This is a genomic window from Nonomuraea sp. CA-143628, from assembly GCF_050942315.1.
GTDB lineage: Bacteria > Actinomycetota > Actinomycetes > Streptosporangiales > Streptosporangiaceae > Nonomuraea.
In genome coordinates this window covers 1,441,175-1,460,768 of record NZ_CP192072.1, presented here as the reverse complement: position 1 = coordinate 1,460,768, position 19,594 = coordinate 1,441,175, and the positions used below count along the sequence as shown (strand labels likewise).

Sequence of the window (19,594 nt, the reverse complement as noted above, 5' to 3'; positions counted from 1 at the left end):
CTACTGCTCGTCCTGGGGCAGGTGCGTCTTGGCGTCGCCGTAGGAGGCGTCGGCGGTGGCCTGGGCAGGCCGGTAGACCAGGTACAGCACCCCAGTCGTGAACGTCTCCGACTTGATCAGCTCCAGCGGGACGGTGGTGTCCCCCTCGTCGAACAGCCGCTCGCCCTTGCGGACCGCGATCGGGTGCACCAGCAGGTGCAGTTCGTCCAGCAGCCCTGCCTGCAACAGCTGCCGGACCACCGAGACCGAGCCGCTCACCGCGATCCGGCCGCCCGGCTCGCTCTTCAGAGCGGTCACGGCCTCCACCAGGTCGCCCTGAAGCAGCTCGGAGTTACGCCAGGTGAACTCCAACGGCTGGCGCGACACCACGATCTTCCGGGCTTCCCCAAGCGTCTTGGCGAAACCCGCGTCCTCGCCACCCTCCGCCTCCCGCTCCGGCCACGCCCCGGCGAAACTGTCATACGTCTTACGACCCAGCAGCAGCGTGTCAGCCATCTGACCGCCCACGGCCGCGCCCATCTCGTCGTTGAAGTACGGGAAATGCCACTCCGCCGGCTCCTCGACAACACCGTCGAGGGAGATGAAGAGGCTTGCGGCGATCGTCCTCATGATGTTCCTCCTGGTAAGGACCGGTTCTCGATGTGCCTGAAGCTTCGCAGAGCCGACTTACGACTCTCTTAAGGTCTTCCTCCCGCCGCCCGACTGAGGAACCCTGTCCGGGAGGTGGTTCGTTGCCCGGATAGGTTGCCGACCAATCGGGAGTCTCAGCATGGAAGTCACCGGCATCATCTCCGGCCTCATCATCGGCATCGTCATCGGCGCTCTGGGACGGCTCGTCGTACCCGGACGCCAGCGCATCCCCATCTGGCTGACCATCGTGATCGGCGTCGTCGCGGCGCTCGTCGGCACCGCCTTCGCCGCCGCGCTCGGCGTGGCCGACACCCGCGGCATCGACTGGATCGAGCTCGGCATCCAGGTCGCCCTGGCCGCGCTGGGCGTCTCTCTGACAGTCGGCCTGTACGGCAAACGCGGAAGCTAGAGCGTCCCGGCCACGGGTTGTGCCCGTGGCCGTTTCACTTGCCAGGAAACCCAGGGAACCTCCGTCTAGGTCACCCCAAGCGTGGTGAGTTGCTAAATTCCCTACGCAATGAGGCATATGTTGCCTATGGGGGAGGTTGGATGCGCAGGTGGACTGCTCCATCCGTGATCGGCTGGACGCTCGCGTCGGTCGTCGTTCCGGGCGTCGCGCACTTTCTGGCAGGCCGTAAGCGTACCGGCATGATCATGATGGGCACCTTCGGCGTGCTGCTGATCGGTGCCGTGATCGCGCTGATCAACCGTAACGCGCTGGCCGGCCTGTTGCTCGATCCGACCTGGCTGACCGTGATCACCGTCCTGTGCGTGGTCGGCGGGCTGGCCTGGGCCGGGGTCGTGATCAGCTCGTACATCGTGTTGCGACCCGCCAGGCTCGGCAAGTGGGGACAGCTCGGTACGGCCACGGTCGCGGGCGTGCTGTCGGTGACCGTCGCGCTGCCTTTCGGGCTGGCCGCCACGACCGCTCGTACCTCTGACGACGCGATCGGCAGCGTCTTCAAGTCCTCACCGTCCAAGCCGATCGATCACAAGGATCCGTGGAAGGGACGCGATCGGCTCAACATCGCCCTGCTGGGCGGGGACGGCGCCGCCTCCCGCAAGGGCGTGAGCATCCGTACCGACAGCATCAACGTGGTCAGCATCGATGTCCGCACCGGCAACTCCGTGGTCCTGGCGCTGCCGCGCGAGTTGGAGAACGCGCCGTTCCCGCCGGGGTCCGCGCTGGCCAAGCGGTTCCCGCCGCCGAAGAACTTCTCGTTGCCGCCGGGCCAGGGCCGCGGCTCGTCCGACCTGCTCAACGGGGTCTGGGCGTACGCCGACATGCACCCCGAGGTGGTCGGCCGCTCCGCCGACCGCGCCCCGGAGGCCGTCAAGGGCACGCTCGGCCAGATCCTGGGCCTCAAGATCGACTACTACATGCTCGTCAACATGTGGGGCGTGGCACACCTGATCGACGCTCTCGGCGGCGTCACCATCAACGTCGAGCGGGACGTCTGCTACGGCGTAGGACGCGCCGACGGCGGCGTGGTCAAGGCCGGCACCCGTACCCTCGACGGCAACGAGGCCCTCTGGTACGGCAGGGCCCGCGACCATCCGGGCAGCACCTGCGCCGGCGCCGACAATAACACCCGCATGGCGCGCCAGCAGTGCGTGATGAGCGCCATGCTCAAGCAGCTGAACCCGGGCAACGTGCTGTTGAAGTTCAACGCGTTGGCCAAGGCCGCCAAGCAGACCTTCCTCACCGACATCCCGCGCGATCTGCTGCAGGATCTGGTGCCGCTCGCTCAGCAGGTCAAGGGCGCCAAGGTGGCCAAGGTGAACTTCGTACCACCTAGGTACAACCCGGCCTATCCCGACTACCCGCGCATCCGCCGGGCGGTCAAGTTCGCCATCGCCCGCGCCGGCAAGGTCGCCACCCCCTCTCCGTCCAGTACGACCACCAGTACGCCCACCACCACGCGGTCACCACGCCAGCCCACCCAGCAGTTGGACACGCTGGACTCGTCATGCGTGCCCACCAAGGCGAAAACCTAGCGGCGCTACTTCACCCCTTTGTTAGCGAGATGCAAGCGGCAGGACAGAAGTAAGGGGAAAATTGTGGCGATTGGTACTTTTCGCACATCCCCTACCGCCTCTGGCGAGAGGATGCCCAAAACGATGGGTTAGGTCATGGCCACACGACGAGAACGTCTGCGTTACCGGTTCGACAACAGCATGTCGAAGGGCACACCCGCCCTCATCGGCTGGCTCGCACTCGTCACCGTCGTGATGGTCGTGATCTTCGCGGGCCTGTCCATTCTCTTCGCCGACAGCGATGTCCACGACAGCTGGTACGAGGCGCTCTGGGGCAGCCTCATGCGCGCCATGGACCCGGGCACGGTCGCGGGCGACAACGAGGGCAGCACGATGTTCACGGTCCTCGGGTTCGCCATCACCATCGGCGGCCTGCTGATCGTCTCCAGCCTCGTCGGTGTGCTCACCACCGGCCTGGACAACAAGCTGACCGAGCTGCGCAAGGGCCGCTCCCGCATCGTCGAGTCCGGCCACACGGTGCTGGTCGGCTGGTCGGACCAGATTTTCACGATCATCCCCGAGCTGGTCGAGGCCAACGCCAGCGAAGGCAAGTCCTGCATCGCCATCCTCGGCGACGGCGACAAGCTGGAGATGGAGGAGGAACTGCGCACGCGGGTCGAGGACACCGGCAAGACCCGTGTCGTCGTACGCAGTGGCAGCACCATAGAACCGACCGATCTCGACATGCTCAGCCTGGACACCGCCCGGTCCGTCATCGTTCTCTCCCCATCGGGCGAGGATCCGGACGCGCACGTCGTCAAGACGCTCCTCGGTCTGACCAACCGCAACTGGCGCCGCCGCCGCCCGCCGATCATCGCCTCGGTGACCGACTCCGGCAACCGCGTCGCGGCCGAACTGGCCGCCAACGGGCACGCGCAGGTGGTCGACGCCGACGACATCGCTTCCCGGCTCATCGTGCAGACCTGCCGCCAGTCGGGCCTGTCGGTGGTGGTCACCGACCTGCTGGACTTCGGCGGCGACGAGATCTACATGCGGACGGAGCCGAAGCTGACCGGTTTCCCGTACGGGGAGGCGCTGTTCGCGTACGAGACCGCTTCACTGATCGGGATCCGGCGCGGCGACGGCTCGGTGGTCCTGAACCCGCCCATGGACACCCAGGTCATGGAGGGCGACCAGATGATCGTGATCGCCGAGGACGACTCCACCGTCCGGCTCGTCCGCAGCTTCCCGCCCATCGTCCAGCAGGCGATCTCCCTTCCCGTCCGCGAGGCCGCGCCCCCGGAGAGCACACTGATGCTCGGCTGGAACAGCCGCGCCCCGAAAATCGTCGCCGAGCTCGACCAGTACGTGGCCCCCGGCTCGATCCTCAACGTGGCCGCCGCCGTCGACGAATCCGAGTTCGCGTTCGAGCTCACCAACCTGGCCCTGAACGTCAAGGAGTGCGACACCACCGACCGGATCACGCTGGAGTCGCTGGAGCCGGGCATGTTCGACCACATCATCGTGCTGGCCGACGACCGACTGGAGTCGCAGTACGCGGATTCACGCACGCTGGTGACGCTGCTGCACCTGCGCGACCTGGCCTCCCGTACCGGGCAGCGCTTCCCGATCGTCAGCGAGATGAACGACGACCGCAACCGCCGCCTGGCCCAGGTGACCAAGGCCGACGACTTCGTGGTCGGCACCAAGCTGATCAGCCTGCTGATGACCCAGCTGTCGGAGAACCCGCATCTGGGCGCGGTGTTCCGCTACCTCTTCGACGCCGACGGGTCGGAGATCTACCTCAAGCCCGCGACCGACTACGTCCGCCCTGGAATGACGGTCAGCTTCGCCACCGTCATCGCCGCCGCCCGGGCCCGTGGCGAGACCGCCATCGGCTACCGGCTGGCGGTCGAGTCCACCGCCCCGCCCAACTTCGGCGTGGTGCTCAACCCCGGCAAGTCCGACCCGGTCACCCTCGGCCCCCGCGACCTGGTCATCGTCCTCGCCGAAGACTGACCTGCTGGGAAATGACCCGACGCCCGAGGCGCTGCATGGGGCCCTCGATGAGGCGGTGGCTGAGCCAGCTGGCCGGCATGAGCAGGCTCAGGAAGATCACGCTGATCCCGATCTGCAGAGGCAGCGGCGACCAGCGCATCTCACCGGCCAGCTCCATGACGATCAGCAGCAACGGCAGGTGGACCAGGTAGAGGGAGTAACTGATCGTGCCGAGCCAGGTGAGCACGGCAGGAAGGGGGCGGGCACGTAAGGCCATGCCACCGGCGAAGGTGAGGGCGGCGAGGAGGACGGTCAGCCCCCACACGTCGGGCTGCACCCACCACCAACCGGCGTTGAGCGCCCAGAGCGGCGTCGCGGCCACGACCATCGCGGTGACCACCACGGGCCACAGCGGCGCCTGCCCGCGTTCCCAGCGACGGATCGCCGTACCGGCGAACATCACCGCCAGGATCGCCGCCCCGAACCAGGGAACGCGGCTGCTCAGCAGCACCAAGGCCAGCGCCATCAAGCCCAGCGCGCAGGCCGCGACCGTACGCCCGCGGCCGGAGACCACGCAGCCGAGCCCCACCACGAAGAGGCCGGACGACACCCAGGCCAGCCAGCCGCCCGACAGCGGCGGCCCGGTCAGGACCAGCCCAGCGGCGGCGGCGACCAGCGCCAATACGGCCGGCAGCAGGTTCCGTCCGTCGCGTACGCCGGTCACGAACAGGGCCGCGGCCAGCAGATAGAACACCATCTCGTACGACAGCGTCCACATCGTGTTCAGCACACCTGCCGTACCCACCGTGTCCAGCAGCATCGTCAGGTGCGCGGCCACCGAGGACAGCTCCCTGGGCACCTCCGGCCGTACCGGGATCCACCAGGCCAGAGCGAGGACCAGGGCGATGACCGCCAGGTAGAGCGGATAGAGGCGGAAGAACCGGCCGATCCAGAAGGCCCGCACGTCGCCGTGCCGTTCCAGCGAGGACGGGATGATGTAGCCGCTGACCAGGAAGAACACCAGCACGCCGTAGACGCCGAGGTTGAAGGAGACCGGCCGCAGCCACGGCATCGCCCAGGTCGTCAGATGCTCCCCCACCACCGCCAGCGCGCCGATGCCGCGCAACGCGTCCAGCCAGGCGAACCGGGACGGAACCTGTCGCACGTCAGCACGAGCGGCTTGAGGGAGAGCGGGGAGCATACCGCCCAACGTATCGGAATCGTGATCCTTCGGACGCCAGGTCCGGCCCGACTCAGCGGGGTTGCCATGGGAGGACGATCTTGCGTATCGAATTCGCCAAGGCGGGGGAAACACTGTCCCTCCACATGCCTTTACATCCCTTTCTGTCGTGTTTGTCGGGTTGGTGAGGGAAGCAACTGGGGTGCGGCCTCGAACAAGGGAGCCAGGCCCCACGACGAAGTCAGAGCTCAAGGGGGATTTCGATGACCTATCACCAAGCACGCCATGTGACCGGCTGGGTCGGCTGGATCTGGTTCGGCGGGATGATGATGGTCCTGGCCGGGCTGTTCAACATCATCACCGGTCTCGCCGCCGTCTTCGCCAATCGGGTCTACGTGCAGACGCCCGCCCGGCTCCTGCTTTTCGACGTCACCGGCTGGGGCTGGCTCCATCTCCTCTTCGGCGTGCTCGTGCTGGCCACAGGCATCGCCGTCACCCTGGGCCAGGATTGGGCCAGGCTGGTCGGCATCGTTCTGGTGATGCTGAACGCCATCACGCAACTGACCTGGATCGCCGTGAACCCCTGGTGGTCACTCGCCGTCATCGCGGTCGACGTGCTCGTGCTGTACGCGCTCATCGTCCACGGCCGCGAAGCCAAGCTCGATTAGCCACCCGCTGGGGGAGAGGGCCGAGGGTGAGGTGTCGGCCGTCGAGCTGGGATTCGATCGTGCCGGTCATGGCATTGGGCTGGATCAGTACGTTGTGCGCCTTGAGGTATCCGCTGTGCCGTCCGGACACCGCGAGATCGGCGCTGTAGCGGGAGGTCGTCCCGTAGAGGCCGGGAGCCATGCGACGGTCTCAGTACAGTGTGGGAGTGGCAGGTGAGCAGCTGAGTGCTCGGGTGGACAGCTGGATCTGGTCGGTGCGGCTGACCAGAACCCGATCGATCGCGTCCGACGCCTGCCGGGGCGGTCACGTCCGGGTCAACGGAGTACGGGTCAAACCCGCGCACGCCGTCCGAGTCGGCGACGAAGTCCGACTACGGCACGACGGACACGAACGCATCGTGGTCGTCTCCCGGATCATCACCAAACGCGTCGGCGCCCCCGTGGCCGCCGAATGCTACATCGACAAAAGCCCCCCGCCCCCTCCACGCGAAGAGATCGTCACAGTGGCCGTACGAGCTCGCGGCGCGGGCCGCCCCACCAAACGCGAACGCCGCAGCCTCGACAAGCTGCTCGGACGCCCGACGGCGGAGGGGCGGGGCACCGGGCCCCACTCGGAATGAACGGGCACACCGCATCGAACAGGTGAGCCCGGTAGCGAGCTCATCGAACGCCCTGCTGGCGAGAGGCAATCAGCGACCACCTATAGAACCGGATCCGCGCGGATACCCCCTGCCGCCGCTGAGCTCGGTCCACTCGTTACCTTCTGGCGCCCGCGGCCGTCATAGGAGCGACGGCCGTGTACGCCCACGGTCGTCGGACCAACAACGAGATTGGAGACCAGGGTGCTGACGAACATCATGTATGTGACGGTCAACGTCACCGACCAGGACCGCGCACTGAAGTTCTACACCGAAGGGCTCGGCCTGGAGAAGCGCATCGACTACCCGGGGCCGGAAGGACGCTTCCTCACCGTGGGCGTTGGCGACAGTCCCGTCGAGATCATCCTCTGGTCGCACGCGCCGACAGTGAAGCAGTCGGGTGCCGCCGCCGGTCCGCTCATTCTCGAGTCGGACGACCTGAGGAAGGATTTCGAGGTGTTTCGCCGGCGAGGCGTAACCTTCGATCGGCCCCAACCGGAGGACTACCCGTTCGGCGTTCGCATCGAGGCGGTGGATCCGGACGGCAACCAGATCTCACTCCGCCAGCGGCGCCGCCCAAACCGTGCCGACGGCTGACCGACCGTAGACCATGCGACGCTCCAGGCCCGTCATAACCCCTGATCCGAGGAAAACCACCCGATGACTGACACCAGCCGGACAGACCTGCTGGCCGAGGCGTTCGAGGCCCAGCGCGACCGGCTGAGCGCGGTCGCCTACCGGGTGCTCGGATCGCACGCCGACGCCGAGGACGTGGTGCAGGAGGCCTGGATGCGGCTCGCTCGCCAGGACGCGACGACCATCGAGAACCTGGCGGGCTGGCTGACCACGGTCGTCGGCCGGATCAGCCTGGACGTCCTGCGGTCCCGCCGCGAGGCGTCCTACGGAGACGGGTTGCCCGAGCTCGTGATCACGGTCGACGACAGCGCCGAACCCGAGGAGATCGTGTCGCTCGCCGACTCGGTCGGGCTCGCGCTGCTCGTCGTCCTGGACTCGCTCGGGCCCAGCGAGCGACTGGCGTTCGTGCTGCACGACCTGTTCGCGGTGCCGTTCGCCGAGATCGGTCAGATCCTCGGCAAGTCGGCCGACGCCACCAAGATGATCGCCAGCCGCGCCCGCAGGAAGGTACAGGCAACCGAAGGGCCGACGATCGCCAGACGAGAACAACGACAGGTCATCAACGCCTTCCGCGCGGCCGCGATGGGCGGCGATTTCGAGGCGCTGCTGCGCGTGCTGGACCCGGACGTGAAACTGACGGTCGACACTCCGAACGGGGTGGTCGTCACCCTCGGCGCCACCGCGGTCGCCACCGGCGCGAAGATGGTCTCCGGCTCTGTCGCACGACATCAGGCGGTGCTGGTCAACGGCCTTCCCGGGTACGTCTCGTGGCGCGAGGACGGAACCCCGCTCTCCATCATCTCGTTCACGGTCGCCGACGATCGGATTGCCGCCATCGCGATCGTGGCCGATCCCGCCAAGCTCGCATCGATGCACTTCGCCGCCGGCAGCGAAACTCACGCGTAGAACCAGCGGCCTCAAACGCGGCTCCCCGCTCGGTATTCAGAAGGCGACTGACCGGTGCCGGCTTTGAAGACTCGGCTGAGATAGAACGCACTGCGATACCCGCACTGTTCGGCGATGGTCTGCAGGGTGAAGTCGGTCCCGCTCAGTAGCTCCCGCGCTTTCCGCAACCTTACGCCGCGCAGGTATTGGATCGGGGTGACGCCTCGAACGTCACGGAAGCGGCGCGAGAGCGACGAAGGGCTGGCGCCCAGCGTTCTCGCGAGGTCGCCAAGCGAAAGATCTGGCGACGCGAAATTATCCAGAATGAAGACGATCGCCTTACGCACCAGGGCATCCTCACGCGTCCGATCCCCATGTACGGCTATGAGTACATCGTTGACCACATGGGCTGTGACCAGGTCGGCATCCAACCGCGTGGATTCGAGAAGTGAGAGGTTGGCGTGCAGCCGGTCGACGTCGCGCAGTCGGCTACAGCCGATCGGCGGCTCCAGGACGGTCAGGAATCGCGCGAAGAAGAACGACGTCGGCTCGTGCATCTGCCGCCGTAGTGTGCTGCCGGGTGGGCTGATGACCACATCGCCGAAGCGCGCTTCGCCGCGAAGCCCCCTCTCACCCACAGGTCTACGTCCGTTTCCAGACGCCACTACGTCATCGACTTCGTAGGAGAACGCTCCGCTCCTCGGAAGCAGCATGCACCACCCCTCGTAAATATCGGAGCTGCGGCTGAATTCAGGGCGCCGGGGCGCCAGGACATAGCCATCAAGGCTCACGGGCATCCTGTGGTCTCCCGTCAAAAATGTGCATGGCCTCGACCAGAACGGCTATTCCGCGGGCTGTCACAGCCCGAGAAGATATGCAGACTCCGCAGCCTTCCATGGCGTGCACCCAACGCTCCAACAGGACGGAATCGATAACAGATGAGGGCCGATATTTGTGTGTACGGAGGCACGCCCGCGGGCTGTGTCGCCGCTATCACGGCACATCAGGAGGGCGCGTCCGTAATACTCGTCGAGCCAGGTCGTTGGCTGGGTGGAATGCTGGGTTCGGGAATCAAACCCTTGCAGGACTGCCCAGTTCCCGAGGCCGTGGGCGGTCTGACGAGTGATGTGATCTTCCGCTTCGGAAACCATCCCCCGGACATCGTGCGCAAATTCCATGAGTGGGTCGCCGAGGCCGGCATCACCGTGATTTTCGAGCACCGCATCGTCGCGGTGACGCGAAATGGCGACCATATCGACACGATCCATGTTGCGCCTGCACCGCCGGACGCCTGGGGAGTTCCCGCGCCGGCAGCCGAATCGGGAGAGCCTTGCGACATATCGGCATCGGTTTTCGTGGATGCTTCTTATGAAGGCGACCTCATGGCTCTCGCGGGGGTTCCTTATCGGACCGGACGCGAATCGCGCCAGGCGTTCGGCGAGACACCGGCCGGTGTTGGGCAGATCACGAACTGGACGCCGATCGACCCCTATGTCGTGCCTGGCGACAGCACCAGCAAGCTCCTCCCGCTCATCGACGATGATCACGGATTGCCGATCGGCTCGGCGGACGGCTACACACAGGCATACAACTTCCGCTTCTATCTGACGACGGACATACGGAACAAGGCCGAGATCACCGCGCCGGACGACTACTCGCCGGACACGTTTGAATTGGTCCGTAGATACGTCGAGCACATCAAGTCCGTAAGTAGGAGCTCCGGCGACCAGCTGGACAGGCTCCGCGATATATTTCCCGGATGGCTCAACTCAGGTGAATACAACTACCAGCGAGCCTCTCTCGTCACGAATGCGCCTGTCGGCGTGAGCCACGACTACCAGGACGGCGACTGGAACGTCCGATCGCGGATCTGGCGCTATCACATCGACTACCTTCGCGGCCTGCACCACTTCCTCTCGACCCACCCGGAGGTGCCCGGCGAGTTCCGGCAAGAGACGGCCGCGTACGGCTTGGACGCCAGTGTCTTTCCCGAGACCGGCGGGTGGCCGCACCAGCTCTATGTACGGGTATCTCGGCGGCTCAAGGGCGAGTACACCCTCACGCACGCGGATGTGCTGAATCAGACGGAGCCTTCCGACGCCATCGGCCTCGCCCTCTTCGGCGTGGATGTGTACCCCGCTCGGCGCATCGCTCATCGCGATCCCGAAACCGCGCGACTCGGGGTGGCGACCGAGGGGGACATGTTCATCGGCGGACACATGGGGACGGGCCAGCCGTATCCCGTCCCCTATCGCGCCATCACCCCGCGCAAGAGCGACTGCGAGAACCTGCTCGTGCCCGTGTGCCTGTCGGCGACGCACATCGCGTACGCGGCCACCCGCATGGAACCTGTCTTCTGCGTACTCGCTGAGTCGGCCGCCGTCGCGGCGACGTTGTCGCTCCGGGATCATGTCGCCGTTCAGGACATCGATATCGAGCAGTTGCGGAAACGCATCGCCGAGCGAGGCCAGATCATCACCTGGAGCCAGCCGAGCAAGGGGGCGCCGAGCGATGGAGCGCCGAAGCCGGGGTTCAGCTCGTAGATCGACCGGTGCGGATGTCGTCGGGCCATTCGAGAGTGACACCGAGGTCGTCACGAAGACGCCGCTGCAGGCGGCGGAGACTCGCGGGGTCGGCCCGGAGCCGCGCCGGTGTCTGCGCCGTCTCGGCGACTTGGGCCGCCAGCGCGCCGACCGCCTCGCCGATCGACCATTCGACCGGATGCAAGCGGTACGCGCCGTTGGCGATGTGGGTGGTGCCGATGTTCTTGTTCGCGGCGACGAGGTTGTCGACGTCGACCGGGATGAGGGCGCCGAGCGGAATCTGGAAGGGGAAGCAGTCGATGTCGACATAGCCTCTGCCGGCCGTACTGGGGTGCAGATCGATGCGGTAGTGGCCGATGCCGACGCTGTCCTCGAGAAGGGCGCTCCCCGCGCCTGGCCCCCGCATTTCCACCCCGATGTGTGCCTCGGTCACCCGGAACACCGAGCGGATCCGGCGTGATTCGCGAATGTAGGCTTCCTTCGCCAAGCCATCCGAAGTGCCCATGACATCGCCCCTGGGGCGCAGCTCGGGATAGCCGTTACCGCCGTCATGGCGAGGGGCCTCGGTCTGCATCCAGTAGACGAAGGCGCGCGTGAGGGATCGCGCCTCCGCCAGCGCCTGCTCGCGCTCCTGCGGGCTCACCCCGAGCAGTGGGCGCTCCCAATAGTCGATCTGGGGCCAGTTCGCCAGCGTGATCTCGCCACCGGGAAAGCTCGGGTCGAGGTTCTGCCGCGACAGGATTCGACGGTAGTGCCACAGGTCGTCGGCGCTGGTGTGAACCGCGTCTTCAGGCGAGTGGACGAACAACGGCCGCCACCGCACCTCCCCCGTGTCGGGCACGATGTCCTTCCAGGACAGCTGCGGGCCGGGCCACCGTGGGTCGACAGTGTCGCGCCAGTATTCATAGTCGGCGGGACGGTCGATCGTGTGGTCTTCGCCTTCGCGATATTCGAGCGCCACGCACCAGGTGATCGCCTGCTGGTCTCGTGGATCCGGCTCCAGCGGCGCATGCAGCTCGCCGGTCTCGTCGCGCGATTCCGCCCCGATCGTGTACAGCATGCCGGCCTGCTCAAGGAGATCGCCCTCTTCGGTCGCGTCGGCCACGAGGCGGGCGGTCACCTCCACGGTGCCGCCATCCCGGCCGCGCAGCCGTACGCCGGTGATCTGCCGGTCACGGCGGTCCACGTGCACCACTTCGTGTTCACGGAGCACGGTGATCGCTCCCGAGGCGAGGTGCGGAGACAACAGCTCCTCGATCGCCAGGGCGCCCACCCTCGGTTCGTGACACAGCGCCGAGACGTTGCCTCGGCCCGGGTTCAGCCGCGGGTCCACGGCCGCGTCCGGCGTAAGCGGATATAGGCGGTGATAGTGAGCGCGGATGTTCTCGCGGAGCTCCCTGTACGAGGCTGATCCGAGATCGGTCTCGATCCAGCGGTGCTCATCCGGCGGAACCGCCTGCGTGGTCAGCTGGCCACCGAGCCAGTCCGACCGCTCGGCGAGCACCACACGGATGCCGAGGCGCGCCGCGGTCAAGGCGGCGGCGACTCCCCCGAGCCCTCCTCCGACGACCAGAAGGTCCGTATGCAGCACCGTCATGACACACTCCTTTCGAGCTCGATCGCAGGTCCGACGGTCGCTCCCATGTGTGCGAACCACTCTTCGGCGAAGTCGATGTCAGGCGCCCGTCCGGTCGGCAGGACGATCGCCGGCTCCCCCGCTTGTCCACTCGGCGGGACCATCGCCGTCTCCGCTGCCGTCCGTACACGCGGCCGATCACGCAGCTCCGCGACCACCTCGGCCACCCGCGCCCCGACCGGTTTCGTCCGCCCTTCGGCATCGATGAGGCCCAGGCCGTACTCCAGCTCATCGAACCCCGTGAAGCGGCGGCTGATGTCGTGGGACGCCCACCAGGTCACGGCGCCAAGTCCGGGGATCGCAGCGGCTCGCCGCAACATCCGCTCGGCGAAGTCTTCCACCGCCACGTCCGCAAGCCAGAGCGGCGAGACCCCGACCTCCTGGATCCACAACGGCTTGCCCGCGGCGCCGGCAGTCGCGCGAGCGACCTGCGAGAGATAGTCGGGAATGGCCCAGGCGCGCTCCTCGCCGACCCGGGCGAGGGCCCCGGTGAAGTACGGCCACGCGTGCACCGGAATGAGATCGCACGCGCCGGCCAGGAACGCCCGGCCGATCGGAACGTCGTCGCTCATCCACGGCACATGGTCGACTCCTACGGTGACCGGCACGGCGGCCGCACGCGCGGCGCCAAGCATCCGCGCGGCCCATGCCTCGCCTTCTCCCGCTTTGAGGTGCCTCATGAGTACGTTGGGTTCGTTCGCGACGTCGACGCACCACAGCGCCGGGTGACCTTCGACCGCACGCGCGACCGCGCCGACGAGTAGTTCCGCGGCGTCGACGGCTTCGGGGTCGGTGAACGGATCGACGTCCGCCAACCAGCAGGGCCGGAAGTCGAAGCCGCTCAGCCAGCCGTCCAGCACGGTCACGCAGACGTCCAGTCCGTTCTCCGCCGCACGGTCGAGCAGGTGGACGAGACGGCGGAGCGCGCGCGGTGACACCCACGACGGGTTGGGCTGGAAGAGCGGCCACAGGCACTGCACCCGGACATGGTCGAACCCCAGGGCGGCGATCTGGTGGAGATCTTCGGCGAAGGTGTCGTCGTCTTCCGCCCAGGCGTACCACCAGTTCTCTCGCGGCAGATAGTTGACCCCGAAGCGCGCGCCAAGCTGGTCGAAGTGGGGCATTGGTGTCCTTTCTCCGAGGCAGGTCAGCCCTTGAGGGCGCCGGCGTTCCCAGCCGCCTGGAGGAACTGGCGCTGGAGGATGAGGAAGAGACCGACGGGGATGATGACCGAGATGAAGAGCGCGGCCATGAACTGGGAGAAGTCGATCGTGCTCTGCAGCCTCGGCAGCGCGACCGATATCGGCTGGTCCTGCGGGTTCGGCAGGACGAGCAGCGGCCAAAGGAACTCTTTGTAAGAGGCGACGAGCGTGAGGAGGCTGACGACACCGAGGATGGGGCGTGACATCGGCAGGACGATGGAGAAGAACATCCTGAACGGTCCCGCTCCATCGATGCGCGCCGCGTTGAAGAGTTCGCCGGGGATGTTGGCGAAGAAGCGCTGCATGAGCAGCACGTTGACGGCGTTGGCCGAGGATGGCAGCCATACCGCCCACATCGAGCCCAGCAGGCTGCCGTGAACGAGCGGAATGTCGATGACGGTCAGGTAGAGCGCCACCAGGGAGATCACGCCGGGAATGAACAAGGTGGCGAGGATCGCCGCGAACACGGGCTTGGCATACCTCGGTTTGAGAACGGCCAGACCGTATCCGCCGGTCGTGGCGACCAGCAGCCCCAGGAACAGCGACCCGGCCATGAGCGCGAGCGTGTTCCAGAAGTATCGGCCGAAGTCGACGCGCGTCCACACCTGAACGAAGGAGTCCCAGTGAATGCCGCTGGGCCAAAGGGAGAACGGCGCCGACAGCGTCTCGGTGGTGGTCGACGTCGCGGCTTTGAAGAGCCAGAAGAGCGGGCCGGCGCACAGGATCACCAGGCCGGTGACGACGAGCGTTCCGATCACCCCGATCGCGACGCGGACGGTCGGCCGGCGACGATCGATGAAGGAGAGGATCCCGCGCTCGTATGGTTCGGGTCCGGTGGTCATGAGGTGCTCCAGCGTCTGGTCGCCCTGAGATATACGGCGGACAGGGCCGAGAGAACGAGCGCGAGCAAGATGCTCAAGGCCGTGGCTCGGCCGTAGTCGCCCGAGATGAACGCGTACCGATAGATGAGCATCAAGACCGTGACGGTGCGGTTCTCCGGGCCGCCGTTCGTCATGATGTACGGCTCGGTGAAGACCTGGAAGGTGCCGATGACCTGGAGCAGGAACATCACCAGAAGGACCGCGCGCATCTGGGGAAGGGTGATGTGAAAGAACCGGCGAAGCACCCCTGCTCCGTCGGCCTCGGCCGCGTCGTACAACTCGGTCTGGATGCTCATCAGCGTCGCGAGATAGATGATCGTCGCGGTGCCGAACGACGCCCACGTCGCCTGCAGCACGATCGACGGCATGGCCAGATCGCCATTGTTCAGCCAGGCGACAGGACCGACGTTGAACCAGCCCAGAATGGAGTTGAACACGCCCTGCGGGCTGGGGTCGAAGAACGCCTTCCACAGCAGCACGGCGACGACCGGCGGGAAGATGACCGGTAAGTAGACGAGAACGGAAGCGATCTTCCTCGCGCGCCGCAACTCGGCGATGAACACCGCCACCAGCACGGGAACCGGGAACCCGATCACGAAGGCCAGGACCGTGAACCACAGCGTGTTGGAGACCGCGGTCAGCAGGAGAGGGTCCCGCAGGACGCGGGCGAAGTTGTCGAGGCCGACCCACTCGGAGGTGAGGAAGTTCGTCCGCTGCAGGCTGAGCAGCAGGGAGCGGAGGATCGGCCACCACGAGAACAACCCGAATGACACCAGCAGCGGAATGAAGAAGATCAACGTCGAGAGCCCGCCCCGGCGGACCCAGCGCGCGACCCGGCCCGAACGCCCTGGCTCAGGGGTGGTGATTGCATCCGTCATCGTGCCGGAAGCCCCTTTCTGCACTGTCGACCCCGGCGCGCCGGGGCGAACCACCGGCGCGACGGGAAGCGACGGTTCAGCCCGCGTCAATTGCGGCCTGGACCTTCTTCTGGGCGTCATCGAGCAGGGCGGTGATGTCGGCGTCTCGTCGCGTCAACACCGCCTGCGTGACGGTGTCGAGGATTCCGTACGTCTCCTGCGCCTTCGCCGCCGGTTCGGGCACGAGCGGCAGGTTCTTGGCCGAGTCGAAGTAGGCCGCGAAGTGCTCGCGCGGGACGTTGATGTAATCCTTCACCCAGGTCAGATACCGGTCGGTGGTGGCCTGGTCGAAGAGCGGGAGCACCGGTGCGCCCACCGGTAGCTTGTCGGCGGCGGCGGCCTTGGCGCCCGTCACGGCTGCCTGTTGGTTGTTGTACTTGTTGAACTCGGCGAAGTCGATCCACTTGAGCGCGGCCTTGATCTCCTCCGCCGAGGCCCGCGGGTTGATGATGGCCACGGATCCGCCGCCCAGGGTGCCGAGGGCGCCGGGCGCCTGCGGCAACGGGGCGAGGCCGAAGTCGTCCGGTTTCATCCCGAGGGACTGGACAACGGGGGTGTAGGTGTCCGCGCCTTGCACGATCATGCCGACCTTGCCGCTGGCCAGGGCGTTGGTGATGTCCTTGTACCCGACCAGGAAGTTGGACCCGAAGGTGTCGTCGTCCCAGCGCAGTGCGCGGTAGAACTCGAGCGCGCCGCGGGTGGCGTTGTTGTTGATGGTGGCCTGCTTGCCGTCATCCGACTGGATCTTGCTCCCGTAGGCGTAGCTCATGGTCGTGAGCACCCAGCCGCCGGTGTTGTCCTTGGTCATGGCCCCGAACCCCTGCACACCGGTCTTGGCGTGGATGGTCTTCGCGGCGGCCCGTACCTCGTCCCAGGTCTTCGGCGGCGCGTCGGGGTTGAGGCCGGCCTTGGTAAACAGGGCGCGGTTGTACAGCAGTCCCATGCTGTACGCCTGGACGGGAACCCCGAAGACATGGCTTTCCGGACCGGTGGCGACCTTCAGGATCGATGGGTTGATCCGCTTCACAGCGGAGTCGGCGCCGACATAGCTGGTGATGTCCGCGGCCTGTTGCCGGGCGATGATCCCCTGCATCTCGGTGAACGGCACGTAGAACACCGTGGGGAGCTTCCCGCCGGCGACCAGCGCCTGGAAGGTGTTCACGTCGAACGTGGACTCGTCCCCGGTGACCTTGATGCCGGCGTTGGCCGTGGTGAAGTCGGAGATCTTACGCTTGAACGCCTTGAGCTGATCGGGGTTCTCCTGGGTGGGCTGACCGGCGACGGTGATGGACACGGGGCCGGGCTTCGACGGGCTCTCGGCGGCACAGCCCGACGTGAGAGCGAGCGCCGCGGCACCGGCACTGAGGGCGGCAGCGAACTTCCGGACATGGGTGGGGGGCATGGGTCTCCTCAGTACTTGGTGCTGGTGTTCTCATGAGGGCTGCGATCAGGGGGCGATGAGTCCTCCGTCCAGCCCTCGGACGCGGGCAGCCCAGGCGTCGTGCCCCGATAGGCCGGCGGGGTAGCGGGCGGCGGCGGACTCGTCGAGATCGATCCCCCAGCCTGGACTTTCGTTCGGGCGAAGCCAGCCGTTCTCGATGCGCAAGGTTCCCGGGAACACTTCGTGCACGGCTTCGCGGTACAGGTGTCCTTCCTGGATGCCGAACGCCGGGCTCGTCACGTCGAGCGCGACGTTGGCGGCGGCGCCGATCGGCGAGGTGTCGCCGGGACCGTGCCAGGCCGTACGGACGCCGACGAGCTCGGCCGCCGCGGCGATCTTGCGCGCGGCCGTCAGCCCGCCGATGTCGGAGACATGTGAGCGGATGAAGTCCACGCCGCCCCCCAGGACCAGGCGCGCGGCGTCCGTCACCGACGTCGTCAGCTCACCGACCGCGATCGGTACGGGCGAGGCGGCGCGCACTTCCGGCAGCCGATCCCAGTGCTCGGGGGCGACGACGTCCTCGAGGAAGAAGAGCCGATAAGGCTCCAGGGCACGGGCGAGAACGACCGCCTGCTTCGGGGTCAGACGCGAGTGAACGTCGTGGAGCAGCTCGATCTCGCCGCCGAAGCGCTCACGGGCGGCGGCGAACAGCTCCGGCGTACGCCGCAGATACTCGGACATGCGCCAGCCACCCGGGTACGGCGCGGACGCGTCGGAGATCTCAGCCGTCGGCGGAGCGCCGTAGGTGCCGCGGCCCGACTGGCCGACCTGGAGCCGGATGTGCCGCAGCCCGGCCTCGCGAAGACCTTCGGCCTGGTCAAGGGTCTCCTCGATCGAGGACCCGCCCGCGTGCAGGTACGTGTCGGCGGCGGCGCGTACCTTCCCGCCCAGCAGCTCGTGCACGGGCCGTCCGGCTCGCTTCCCTGCGATGTCCCATAATGCCTGGTCGAGCCCGGAGATCGCGTTGTTGCCCACCGGTCCTTCCCGCCAGTAGCCGGAGAAGCGGGCCAGACGCACCAGGTCTTCGATGTCACCGGGATATCGCCCGATGACGAGCCGGGCGAGATGCTCCTCGATGTACGAGGCGACCGCGCGCCACCGCTGTGCGTACGTGGCGCAGCCGAGCCCGTAAAGACCGTCGTCGCTGGTGGTCACCTTCACGACGAGCAGCGGGATGCCTTCGGGGGCGGTGGCGATAACCCGAACGCCCGTGATGCGCACATCGTCCGGCGCCTCCCACGGCTGCTCGAACGCGCTGGTGTTGTCACTCATGCGGGCGTCTCCAGGAAGATCGGGTCGCTGAGGCGGTGCCGGGGGATCCAGCCGAGGACGCGGCGGGCGGCGGCGGTGTCGATCGGGGCGGTGCGGCCGGGGAAGTTCCGGCGCCGCTCGCTCTTCGGTGCGAAACGGTCGAGCAGGAGATCGGTCGGCTCCTCCACGAGGGTGTCCTCCGCGGCCAGCAACAAGGTGTGCATCCCGGAGACCGGCCGGGTCAGCCCGCGTAACACCGCGTCCACCGCGTCCGCCATCGCCAGATACGCCCATCCTTCCCTGGCGAGACGTGCCTGCTCATCCGGGTTCTGGCTGAGCCGCGCGGCCGCCGCGCGCAACTCAGGAAGGTCGCGTACGAGAGGGAAGCGCAGGGCGATCACCGTGATGTCCCAGCGGCTGTACGCCCAGGCTCCGGTCTGCTCATCGACCCACTTGGACAGGGAGTAGGCATCGTCGTGCGCGACCGGTGACAATTCGTCGAGCGGGTAGTAGGCGGGAGTGAGATCGTGCCGGTTGAGTGGCACCCCGAACGCGTTGATCGAGCTCGCGATGACCGCGCGGCGAACGCCGAGCTCGCCGGCGGCGTCCAGCACGGTGAAGGTGGCCGAGGTGTTGCCCACGAAGACCTCGCGCGCCGTTCCCAGGCCAGGATGCGGTATCGCGGCGAGGTGCACGACGGCGTCCGCGTCCTTGAGCGCCTGTCGGACAAGGGTCGCGTCAGCGGCGTCACCGGTGAACACCCGGTCGGCCGGCGACGGCGCCGACCATGCGGCCGAGAGTGCCGTCACAGGGATGCCCGCGCTCAGCAGCGCCTCCACGACCGGCCGGCCGATGGTGCCATCGGCACCGGTGACCAGCACGCGCGTGGGCTTCATGGGCGAGGCGGAATCAGTCAAGTGCTGTCCTAAAGATCCAAGCATCATTATTTGCGAAACCGCTTTCGTAGAACACCACAAGATCGCAGAACGTGTCAATCGCCGTATTAATCCGCATTGGCGGATGGTCGGTAAGGCGTGCGGAATGCCCGGGGTCGCCCTTCTGAGGCGTACGGAATGCCGGGGTTCGCCCTTCTGAGGCGAACCCCGGGACG

At 66.9% G+C, this 19,594-nt stretch carries 18 protein-coding genes; 8 read left to right on the top strand and 10 right to left on the bottom strand.

Going from position 1 to position 19,594, the window contains the following annotated elements; genetic code table 11:
- A complete protein-coding gene (locus ACQP2T_RS06780) occupies positions 1-609 on the bottom strand; it encodes a dihydrofolate reductase family protein (RefSeq protein WP_433515336.1) in 609 nt (202 codons plus the stop codon).
- Positions 610-769: 160 nt separating this feature from the next.
- On the opposite strand from ACQP2T_RS06780, the gene ACQP2T_RS06775 reads away from it, so the two are divergent.
- The 3 genes from ACQP2T_RS06775 to ACQP2T_RS06765 all read left to right on the top strand — a co-directional run bounded on the left by ACQP2T_RS06775 (position 770) and on the right by ACQP2T_RS06765 (position 4,626).
- The gene (locus ACQP2T_RS06775) at positions 770-1,039 is read left to right on the top strand and encodes a GlsB/YeaQ/YmgE family stress response membrane protein (protein WP_433515335.1); all 270 of its coding nucleotides are present in this window, start codon (positions 770-772) and stop codon (positions 1,037-1,039) included.
- A gap of 140 nt (positions 1,040-1,179) precedes the next feature.
- Positions 1,180-2,628: an LCP family protein gene (locus ACQP2T_RS06770; protein ID WP_433515334.1), complete on the top strand. Its 1,449-nt coding sequence runs from the start codon at positions 1,180-1,182 to the stop codon at positions 2,626-2,628.
- 135 nt (positions 2,629-2,763) lie between these two features.
- The gene (locus tag ACQP2T_RS06765; RefSeq protein ID WP_433515333.1) at positions 2,764-4,626 is read left to right on the top strand and encodes a CASTOR/POLLUX-related putative ion channel; all 1,863 of its coding nucleotides are present in this window, start codon (positions 2,764-2,766) and stop codon (positions 4,624-4,626) included.
- Here the strand turns inward: ACQP2T_RS06765 and ACQP2T_RS06760 are convergent.
- Positions 4,604-5,770, bottom strand: a complete 1,167-nt coding sequence (locus ACQP2T_RS06760) for an acyltransferase family protein (protein WP_433515332.1) — start codon at positions 5,768-5,770, stop codon at positions 4,604-4,606. The two genes, ACQP2T_RS06765 and ACQP2T_RS06760, sit on opposite strands and share 23 nt — an antisense overlap.
- A gap of 278 nt (positions 5,771-6,048) precedes the next feature.
- On the opposite strand from ACQP2T_RS06760, the gene ACQP2T_RS06755 reads away from it, so the two are divergent.
- The 4 genes from ACQP2T_RS06755 (at position 6,049) to ACQP2T_RS06740 (ending at position 8,633) form a co-directional block, all read left to right on the top strand.
- Positions 6,049-6,453: a DUF7144 family membrane protein gene (locus tag ACQP2T_RS06755; RefSeq protein WP_433515331.1), complete on the top strand. Its 405-nt coding sequence runs from the start codon at positions 6,049-6,051 to the stop codon at positions 6,451-6,453.
- Between the two features lie 206 nt (positions 6,454-6,659).
- Positions 6,660-7,073: an RNA-binding S4 domain-containing protein gene (locus ACQP2T_RS06750; protein ID WP_433515330.1), complete on the top strand. Its 414-nt coding sequence runs from the start codon at positions 6,660-6,662 to the stop codon at positions 7,071-7,073.
- Between the two features lie 222 nt (positions 7,074-7,295).
- On the top strand, positions 7,296-7,688 hold the full coding sequence (locus tag ACQP2T_RS06745; RefSeq protein ID WP_433515329.1) for a VOC family protein: 393 nt from the start codon (positions 7,296-7,298) through the stop codon (positions 7,686-7,688).
- A gap of 63 nt (positions 7,689-7,751) precedes the next feature.
- Positions 7,752-8,633: a sigma-70 family RNA polymerase sigma factor gene (locus tag ACQP2T_RS06740; protein ID WP_433515328.1), complete on the top strand. Its 882-nt coding sequence runs from the start codon at positions 7,752-7,754 to the stop codon at positions 8,631-8,633.
- An 11-nt stretch (positions 8,634-8,644) separates the two neighbouring features.
- Here ACQP2T_RS06740 and ACQP2T_RS06735 read toward each other — a convergent pair whose 3' ends face one another.
- Positions 8,645-9,403, bottom strand: coding sequence for a helix-turn-helix transcriptional regulator (locus tag ACQP2T_RS06735; protein ID WP_433515327.1), 759 nt, complete (start codon positions 9,401-9,403; stop codon positions 8,645-8,647).
- A 147-nt stretch (positions 9,404-9,550) separates the two neighbouring features.
- On the opposite strand from ACQP2T_RS06735, the gene ACQP2T_RS06730 reads away from it, so the two are divergent.
- On the top strand, positions 9,551-11,155 hold the full coding sequence (locus ACQP2T_RS06730) for an FAD-dependent oxidoreductase (RefSeq protein WP_433515326.1): 1,605 nt from the start codon (positions 9,551-9,553) through the stop codon (positions 11,153-11,155).
- Here ACQP2T_RS06730 and ACQP2T_RS06725 read toward each other — a convergent pair.
- From ACQP2T_RS06725 to ACQP2T_RS06695, 7 genes are all read right to left on the bottom strand, one after another.
- Complete coding sequence (locus tag ACQP2T_RS06725) at positions 11,145-12,752, bottom strand: FAD-dependent oxidoreductase (RefSeq protein ID WP_433515325.1); 1,608 nt, start codon at positions 12,750-12,752, stop codon at positions 11,145-11,147. The two genes, ACQP2T_RS06730 and ACQP2T_RS06725, sit on opposite strands and share 11 nt — an antisense overlap.
- Positions 12,749-13,915, bottom strand: coding sequence for a glycoside hydrolase 5 family protein (locus ACQP2T_RS06720; RefSeq protein WP_433515324.1), 1,167 nt, complete (start codon positions 13,913-13,915; stop codon positions 12,749-12,751). The genes ACQP2T_RS06725 and ACQP2T_RS06720 overlap by 4 nt, the downstream gene beginning before the upstream one ends.
- A 23-nt stretch (positions 13,916-13,938) precedes the next feature.
- Positions 13,939-14,835 carry a carbohydrate ABC transporter permease gene (locus ACQP2T_RS06715; protein WP_433515323.1) on the bottom strand — a complete coding sequence of 299 codons (897 nt, stop codon included), beginning with the start codon at positions 14,833-14,835 and terminating at the stop codon, positions 13,939-13,941.
- Positions 14,832-15,752, bottom strand: a complete 921-nt coding sequence (locus ACQP2T_RS06710) for a carbohydrate ABC transporter permease (protein ID WP_433515322.1) — start codon at positions 15,750-15,752, stop codon at positions 14,832-14,834. The genes ACQP2T_RS06715 and ACQP2T_RS06710 overlap by 4 nt, the downstream gene beginning before the upstream one ends.
- A 76-nt stretch (positions 15,753-15,828) precedes the next feature.
- Positions 15,829-17,193, bottom strand: coding sequence for an extracellular solute-binding protein (locus ACQP2T_RS06705; protein WP_433515321.1), 1,365 nt, complete (start codon positions 17,191-17,193; stop codon positions 15,829-15,831).
- A 45-nt stretch (positions 17,194-17,238) separates the two neighbouring features.
- Entirely contained in the window at positions 17,239-18,504 is a 1,266-nt protein-coding gene (locus tag ACQP2T_RS06700; protein WP_433515320.1) for an enolase C-terminal domain-like protein, read from the bottom strand.
- On the bottom strand, positions 18,501-19,400 hold the full coding sequence (locus tag ACQP2T_RS06695; protein ID WP_433515319.1) for an NAD-dependent epimerase/dehydratase family protein: 900 nt from the start codon (positions 19,398-19,400) through the stop codon (positions 18,501-18,503). The genes ACQP2T_RS06700 and ACQP2T_RS06695 overlap by 4 nt, the downstream gene beginning before the upstream one ends.
- Positions 19,401-19,594: the final 194 nt, after the last annotated feature.

Bases quoted from the DNA above. Each gene is read 5' to 3' on its own strand.
- ACQP2T_RS06780 (WP_433515336.1), bottom strand. From the start codon at position 609: ATGAGGACGATCGCCGCAAGCCTCTTCATCTCCCTCGACGGTGTTGTC.
- ACQP2T_RS06775 (WP_433515335.1), top strand. From the start codon at position 770: ATGGAAGTCACCGGCATCATCTCCGGCCTCATCATCGGCATCGTCATC.
- ACQP2T_RS06770 (WP_433515334.1), top strand. From the start codon at position 1,180: ATGCGCAGGTGGACTGCTCCATCCGTGATCGGCTGGACGCTCGCGTCG.
- ACQP2T_RS06765 (WP_433515333.1), top strand. From the start codon at position 2,764: ATGGCCACACGACGAGAACGTCTGCGTTACCGGTTCGACAACAGCATG.
- ACQP2T_RS06755 (WP_433515331.1), top strand. From the start codon at position 6,049: ATGACCTATCACCAAGCACGCCATGTGACCGGCTGGGTCGGCTGGATC.
- ACQP2T_RS06740 (WP_433515328.1), top strand. From the start codon at position 7,752: ATGACTGACACCAGCCGGACAGACCTGCTGGCCGAGGCGTTCGAGGCC.
- ACQP2T_RS06730 (WP_433515326.1), top strand. From the start codon at position 9,551: ATGAGGGCCGATATTTGTGTGTACGGAGGCACGCCCGCGGGCTGTGTC.
- ACQP2T_RS06725 (WP_433515325.1), bottom strand. From the start codon at position 12,752: ATGACGGTGCTGCATACGGACCTTCTGGTCGTCGGAGGAGGGCTCGGG.
- ACQP2T_RS06720 (WP_433515324.1), bottom strand. From the start codon at position 13,915: ATGCCCCACTTCGACCAGCTTGGCGCGCGCTTCGGGGTCAACTATCTG.
- ACQP2T_RS06715 (WP_433515323.1), bottom strand. From the start codon at position 14,835: ATGACCACCGGACCCGAACCATACGAGCGCGGGATCCTCTCCTTCATC.
- ACQP2T_RS06710 (WP_433515322.1), bottom strand. From the start codon at position 15,752: ATGACGGATGCAATCACCACCCCTGAGCCAGGGCGTTCGGGCCGGGTC.
- ACQP2T_RS06705 (WP_433515321.1), bottom strand. From the start codon at position 17,193: ATGCCCCCCACCCATGTCCGGAAGTTCGCTGCCGCCCTCAGTGCCGGT.
- ACQP2T_RS06700 (WP_433515320.1), bottom strand. From the start codon at position 18,504: ATGAGTGACAACACCAGCGCGTTCGAGCAGCCGTGGGAGGCGCCGGAC.